This is a genomic window from Achromobacter sp., from assembly GCF_032113835.1.
In the GTDB taxonomy this organism is placed as follows: Bacteria; Pseudomonadota; Gammaproteobacteria; order Burkholderiales; family Burkholderiaceae_B; genus Achromobacter.
In genome coordinates this window covers 1-6,086 of the sequence record NZ_DAMCTG010000145.1, presented here as the reverse complement: position 1 = coordinate 6,086, position 6,086 = coordinate 1, and the positions used below count along the sequence as shown (strand labels likewise).

At 67.0% G+C, this 6,086-nt stretch carries 7 protein-coding genes; 1 reads left to right on the top strand and 6 read right to left on the bottom strand.

Annotated elements, in window-relative coordinates; genetic code table 11:
* Positions 1–280 precede the first annotated feature (280 nt).
* The 6 genes from RT697_RS26370 to RT697_RS26345 all read right to left on the bottom strand — a co-directional run bounded on the left by RT697_RS26370 (position 281) and on the right by RT697_RS26345 (position 4,895).
* On the bottom strand, positions 281–1,027 hold the full coding sequence (locus RT697_RS26370) for an SDR family oxidoreductase (protein ID WP_313702586.1): 747 nt from the start codon (positions 1,025–1,027) through the stop codon (positions 281–283).
* A gap of 55 nt (positions 1,028–1,082) precedes the next feature.
* A complete protein-coding gene (locus RT697_RS26365) occupies positions 1,083–1,451 on the bottom strand; it encodes a cupin domain-containing protein (RefSeq protein ID WP_313702585.1) in 369 nt (122 codons plus the stop codon).
* A gap of 99 nt (positions 1,452–1,550) precedes the next feature.
* The gene (locus tag RT697_RS26360) at positions 1,551–2,360 is read right to left on the bottom strand and encodes an AraC family transcriptional regulator (RefSeq protein WP_313702584.1); all 810 of its coding nucleotides are present in this window, start codon (positions 2,358–2,360) and stop codon (positions 1,551–1,553) included.
* 15 nt (positions 2,361–2,375) lie between these two features.
* Positions 2,376–2,768, bottom strand: coding sequence for a VOC family protein (locus RT697_RS26355; RefSeq protein WP_056558318.1), 393 nt, complete (start codon positions 2,766–2,768; stop codon positions 2,376–2,378).
* Between the two features lie 61 nt (positions 2,769–2,829).
* Positions 2,830–3,831, bottom strand: coding sequence for a formylglycine-generating enzyme family protein (locus RT697_RS26350; protein WP_313702583.1), 1,002 nt, complete (start codon positions 3,829–3,831; stop codon positions 2,830–2,832).
* Positions 3,832–4,031: 200 nt separating this feature from the next.
* Complete coding sequence (locus RT697_RS26345; RefSeq protein WP_313702582.1) at positions 4,032–4,895, bottom strand: AraC family transcriptional regulator; 864 nt, start codon at positions 4,893–4,895, stop codon at positions 4,032–4,034.
* A 143-nt stretch (positions 4,896–5,038) separates the two neighbouring features.
* Here RT697_RS26345 and RT697_RS26340 point away from each other — a divergent pair, with 143 nt between their 5' ends.
* On the top strand, positions 5,039–5,581 hold the full coding sequence (locus RT697_RS26340; protein WP_313702581.1) for a peroxidase-related enzyme: 543 nt from the start codon (positions 5,039–5,041) through the stop codon (positions 5,579–5,581).
* Positions 5,582–6,086: the final 505 nt, after the last annotated feature.

Genomic DNA, 6,086 nt, shown 5'->3' with positions numbered 1-6,086 from the left:
AGATGCTCGTCAGTTTGCAGCAGCGTCCCAACGGGTGTCAGACACCGGAACAGAACCCATCCAGTGGAGTCATGCGCAGGTGTCTGACACCCTGAGGAGATGCTCGTCAGTTTGCAGCAGCGTCTCAGCGGGTGTCAGACACCGGAACAGAACCCATCCAGTGGAGTCTTGCGCAGGTGTCTGACACCCTAGGGAGATGCTCGTCAGTTTGCAGCAGCGTCCCAACGGGTGTCAGACACCGGAACAGAATCCATCTGGTGGCGTCTTGCCGTGTTGCCCGTTAACTTCCGCCCGACACCTCGATGAACGAGCCGCTGGTATAGCCGGCCTCGTCCGAGAACAGCCACATCACCGCCCCGGCCACTTCTTCCACGGTGCCTCCACGACGCAGCGGAATCACGCTCTTAAGCCGGTCCACGCGGCCCGGCTCGCCGCCGCTGGCGTGCATCTCGGTGTAGATCGTGCCGGGGCGCACGCCGTTCACGCGGATGCCTTCGGGAGCAACTTCCTTGGACAGCCCGATGGTCAGCGTGTCCATCGCGCCCTTGGACGCGGCGTAGTCCACATATTCGTTGGGAGATCCCAACCGCGCCGCGGCCGACGACACGTTGACGATCGCGCCGCCCTGGCCGCCGTGGCGCGGCGACATCCGACGCACGGCTTCGCGCGCGCACAGGAACGCGCCGACGACATTGGTGGACAGCACCCGGTGCAGCCGGGCGGCGTCCATGTCCTCGACGCGCATCTGCTTTTCCAGGATGCCGGCATTGTTGACCAGCGCGTCGATGCGGCCCAGACGGTCGTCCAGCGTGCGGAACATGCGCAGCACCTGGTCTTCCTGCGCGACATCAGCCTGAATCGCGACGGCCTTGCCGCCGTCGCGGGTGATCTCGTCCACGACCGCCTGCGCGGCATCGGCATTGGCGTGGTAATTGACGCCGACCGCGTACCCGCGGCGGGCGGCCAGCTTGGCGATGGCGGCCCCGATGCCGCGGCTGCCGCCGGTGACCAGCATGACTTTGGACATGGTTTCCTCCTGAAGTGGCTCCACTGTTGGGCCACACGTTAGCAAACGCGGGCGATCAGATCCATACGTCGTTGGGCGCGCGGCGCGGGCCGCCTTCGTCGCCGGTGTTCGCGACGCCGCGCGGCTCGATCAGCATGAGCTGCACTTCCTGCGGCGCACAGGGCTTGTGTTCCACGCCCTTTGGGATCACGGTCATTTCGCCGGGACCCAGCGCGATCTCGCCGTCACGCAACGCGATCCGCAGATGGCCCGCGATGACGATGAACGTCTCGTCCGTGTCGGCGTGCGAGTGCCAGACAAATTCGCCTTGCAGCTTGACGAGCTTGAACTGGTAGTCGTTCATCTCGGCAATGACCTTGGGCATCCAGTGGTCGTGGATCAGGGCCAGCTTGGCGGCCAGATTGATGGAAGCGGAAACGGACATGGCGGACTCTCGGGAGGGAAAGCCCCACGATATGGCGGCGCCGGGCGTGCCGTCTTGTACGATCGAGCAGGTTCTGCCGATGCTGGCCGGGGCCGCGCGTCAGCCGTGCAGCATCCGCCGCCAGCGGTCGGGCGCCATGCCGTAGGCCTGCACATGGCGGCGCGTGAGGTGGCTTTGATCGGTGAAGCCGGCGTCCGCGGCAGCCTGCGCCAGTGGAGTCCCCGCCGCAATCAGCCGGCGCGCCAGATCCAGGCGCCGCAGCATCACGTAGCGATAAGGGCTGGTGCCGAACAGCGCGCGAAAATCGCGCGACAGGCTCCAGCGATCCGTGCCCGCGGCGCGCGCCAGGTCGTCCAGCAGAATCGGCTGATCCAGCGACGCGTGGATGTAGTGCCGCGCGCGCTCGGCGGCGGTGTAGTCGGGGGAGCGCCGGCCCGTCCGGCGTCCTGCGGCGGCGCACAATGCGTGCGCCAGTTCATACAACGCGTCGTCTTCCTGCAGCGGGTCGATGTCCTGCCCCGTGGCCGGGAGCAGCGCGCCGCTAGCCGCGTATAGCCGCGGATCGGCGCTGATGCCGTCGCGGATGAACGGCAGCGCGCGGCCGCCCAGAATCTGCTGGATCAGCGCCGGCTCCACATAAATCATCCGGTAGTGAAAGCCCGCATCGGTGCCGGCCTGGCCATCATGCGCTTCGTCGGGATGCAGCACCATGGTGCCGCCGGGCAGGCTGTGCCGCATGCCGCGCCGGTAATGAAAACTCTGCACGCCGGCCAGGGTGCGGCCGATGGCATAGGTGTCGTGACGGTGCATGTCGTAGCCATGCCCGCCGAAATACGCTTCGATGCGTTCCACGCGGCTGGACGGCGCGGCGCGCCGGATCCAGTCCATGCGGGTCGCATCGAAGGCCATGGCAAGGTCCGGTTATTACGCCGGCTGCTTCAACTGGACCAGCACGAACTCGTTGCCGTACAGGTCGATGAAGTGGGCGTACGCGGCGGTCTCTTCGTGCACGGGTTCGCGCGTGAAGCGCACGCCCTTGGCCGAAAAGTGCGCGTGATCGCGCAGCACGTCGTCCGTGTAGAACACCCCGACCGGCTGACCGCCGGTCTGGTCGCCGACGCGATCGCGCTGCGCCTGCGTCTGGGCCTGCAGCAGCCACATGCCCACCGAGGGCTGGTCGTGCAGACGCAGATGCACATAACGCTGCTGGCCGACAGGCATGTCGACAGACACCTCCATCCCGAGCTTGTCCCGGTAGAAGGCGATGGCGGTGTCGTAGTCGTTTACAAGCAGGACGAGACGGCCCAGCGTGTGCATGTCAGGATTCTCTTCAAATGGATCGTGCGGCCATGCTAACCCACCAGGAAGTCTTTTTCTTTCAGTCGGCGGCGTCGGCCTCGCGCAGGAGGCGCACGCCGACCAGCGGATAGCGCGTTTCCTGCGTGTTCCAGTTGCGGTACGACGACCGGGTGTACAGCGCCCACGTATGCCACGAGCCGCCGCGCCGCACGCGTACGTTGCCCGTTTCCGGACCCTGCGGATCATTGGGCGGCGAGTTGGCGTAGTAGTCCTCGCCGTACCAGTCCGAGACCCATTCCCACGCGTTGCCGTGCATGTCGTACAGGCCGAACGCGTTGGGCGCGTAGCTGGCGACCGGGGCGGTGAAGGTGTTGCCATCGTGGCGCGGCGAGGCAAACGCCTGCCATTTCGGCCACAACGGGCTGGCGTCGGCATCAAAACCGTTGCCTACGTCCGGCATCGCGGCCGGGTCGTCGCCATTTTGGTATCGCGTGCGCGTGCCGGCGCGGCAGGCGTATTCCCATTCGGCCTCGGTGGGCAGGCGATACACGCGGCCCTCCGTCTTGGTCAGCCACTGCGCCAACGCCTGCGCGTCGTTCCAACTGATGTTCACCACCGGGTGATCGTCGCCCTGCGCAAATCCCGGGTTGCGCCAGGAATACCGGCGGTCGCGGCCTTCGAAGGCGTCGCCCGATGCGGACGTCTCCGGATCGTAGGCGGCGTTGTAGCCGTAGCCCCCGGTGCCGTCGGCTTCGGACTCCGGCACGTAGCCGGACGCTTCGATGAATCGCCGGAACTGGCCCACGGTGACTTCCGTGCGCTCCAGATAGAACGGACGGGTGATGCGAACCGTGTGCACCGGCGCTTCGTCAAAGAGCTGAGCGTAGCGATCGGGCGGATAGTGCGGATAAGCGGCAGCCAGCGTGGCGGCCCCTTCGTCGCTGCCCATCTGGAACGTACCCGCCGGCACACGGACGAACGTCATGCCCAGCGAGTTCTCGAGGATGTCGGGCGGCGTGGCCGCCTGGACGGACGCGCAGATCAGGGAGCAAAGCAGGGCGAGGGCGGTGCGGGTACGCATGGCAGTCCGACGGGTTGGGCCTGAGGGGTGCGCAATAGTAGGTCTGCCGGGCGCACGCCGCCAGACATGGTGAACCCTCATGTTGGACGGACGCGTCGCCGGGGGGACCACCGGTCGCTGGATCGCCGACTGCTGGCCGTTGGACCGTCGACCGCCGGCCGCCGGACCGCCAGCCTCCCGCGTCGCCAACTGCCGCCCGGTCAGCCTTCTCCCTCGCGCGCATCCAGCCATTGCCGCGGCGAAGCGCTCAGCTTCTGGCTGAAGATGCGAGACAGCGCCGAGGCATTGGCATATCCCAGCTCGGCGGCGATCGTCTTGACGGCGATGCCTTCCCGCAAACGTGATTGCGCCAGCGTCAGCCGCCAGTCGGCCAGGTAGTCCGCGGGCGGCTGGCCGACCACGTTCTTGAACGCGGCGGCGAAGGCGCTGCGCGACATGCCCGCGCGGGCGGCCAGCGCCGCCAGCGTCCAGGCCGCGCCGGGCTGCTCGTGCATGGCGACCAGCGCGCGGGCCAGGCGCGGTTCGGCAAGACCCGTCATCAACCCGATCTGTATGCCCGCCTCGGAAGGATGGTCGATCAGCCAGCGCAACAGCTGGATCAGCACCACCTCAAACAGGCGGTCCGCCAGCAGCCGCTGCCCGCATCGCACCTGCTCGGTTTCGGCAAACAGCAACGCCAGCGCCTGCTCCAGCCCACCGACGCGCGCCAGCGGCAACGCGATCAGCGGCGGCAGCGCGCGCACCAGCGGATGGTGGTCGCCGCCTTCGAAATGCAGCGTGGCGCAGGTGAAATCCGAGCCGTCCTCGGGCGGGTTGTGGAATTCGTGGTGCACCGGGCGCGCATAGAACAGCAGGGTCGGCTCGGCCACGCGCAGCCGGCGGGGCAGGCCGCTGCCGGCCCGGTGCGCGACCTCCATGTCGCCGCGCCGCAGCACATGCAGGAAGGCGCGGCCGGGTTCGGGCGCGAACCGGTTCAGGCCGCACAGCGGGCCGGCATGGAACAGTTGCGCCCGCACGCGGAACCGGTCGAGCAGGGCGGACAGGCGGTCGAGCGAGGGTGTCATGGCGTCTTGGACGAATAGATATGAATCGTGGACGATAGGTGCCCAATATTACTACCGACCCGCCCATACTGGCGCAAAGGCAGCAGGCAACCAACCGGCGCCTTTCCCTTAACGACTGAATCAACTCACTGAAAGGAAACATCATGTCCCGCGTTCAACTCATCGACTCCTCCGTTGCTCCCGCCGCCAGCAAGGCGCTGCTTAACCAGATCCACGGCGCGTTCGGCGCGACCCCCAACATGTTCCGCGCGGTCGCGAACTCGCCCGCCGCCCTGAAAAGCATGTGGGGCGCGTTTGGCGCCCTGGGCGGCGGCGTGCTGCCCCCGCAACTGACGGAAATGATCGCCGTCGCCGTCGCCGACCGCAACCGCTGCGAATACTGCCTGGCCGCGCACACCGCGCTGGGCCGCAAGGCTGGCGCCACTGCCGAGCAGATGGCCGCGGCCCAGGCCGGCCGCGCCGACGATCCGCAGACGGCCGCGGCGCTGGATTTTGCGCTGAAGCTGGTGCGTCAGCATGGCCAGGTGGCCGACACGGACGTGGCGGCGGTGCGCGCGGCCGGCTTCGATGACGAACAGATCGTCGAGATCCTGGCGCACGTGGCGTTGAACCTCTTCACCAACTACGTGAACGTGGCGTTCGACGTGCCGGTGGATTTCCCCCGTGTGCAGTTGCGTGCTGCGTAAAGCACTTGAGGATTGCAGGCGGCCCTGCCAACACAGGGCAGAAAGGGCCGCCTGCCCGCGCACACAGCATCCATGCGCTGCCGTCCATCAGATCGGCCAGCTGCACGATCGGATGCTTCAAGTTGATCTGCCCGCGCACGGGGGGAACTGATCGCCGCTCTGGGCTGCTCGTGTCTTCAGCCCCGTCTCGGGATAACTCCGTCCCAAATTTCGGATTTCTCTTATTTGCGTTGATGAGGCCGCCGTCTACAAATGCGCGTGATGTCACGGCATGACGACGCACGGCGGCAGGCAGGTTGCGTCCAGCCGTATGAGCGGCTCGCAGCACGTTCAGCACGCAGGGTTGATTTCAGCAGACAGGGTTGATATTGGCGACGGTTGGCGCGCTGGCATGCGCCAGGTCCACGTGGGCCCAATCCGTCCCGGACGCCGCCCAGCGCGCCGCGACATCCTGCGCGGGCGCCTCTCCATCCCGTACGTCAACGCCAGCTACGACCTGTCCGCC

Excerpts from the sequence above, each read along its gene's own strand:
- RT697_RS26370 (WP_313702586.1), bottom strand. The coding sequence starts at position 1,027 with ATGTCCAAAGTCATGCTGGTCACCGGCGGCAGCCGCGGCATCGGGGCC.
- RT697_RS26365 (WP_313702585.1), bottom strand. The coding sequence starts at position 1,451 with ATGTCCGTTTCCGCTTCCATCAATCTGGCCGCCAAGCTGGCCCTGATC.
- RT697_RS26360 (WP_313702584.1), bottom strand. The coding sequence starts at position 2,360 with ATGGCCTTCGATGCGACCCGCATGGACTGGATCCGGCGCGCCGCGCCG.
- RT697_RS26355 (WP_056558318.1), bottom strand. The coding sequence starts at position 2,768 with ATGCACACGCTGGGCCGTCTCGTCCTGCTTGTAAACGACTACGACACC.
- RT697_RS26350 (WP_313702583.1), bottom strand. The coding sequence starts at position 3,831 with ATGCGTACCCGCACCGCCCTCGCCCTGCTTTGCTCCCTGATCTGCGCG.
- RT697_RS26345 (WP_313702582.1), bottom strand. The coding sequence starts at position 4,895 with ATGACACCCTCGCTCGACCGCCTGTCCGCCCTGCTCGACCGGTTCCGC.
- RT697_RS26340 (WP_313702581.1), top strand. The coding sequence starts at position 5,039 with ATGTCCCGCGTTCAACTCATCGACTCCTCCGTTGCTCCCGCCGCCAGC.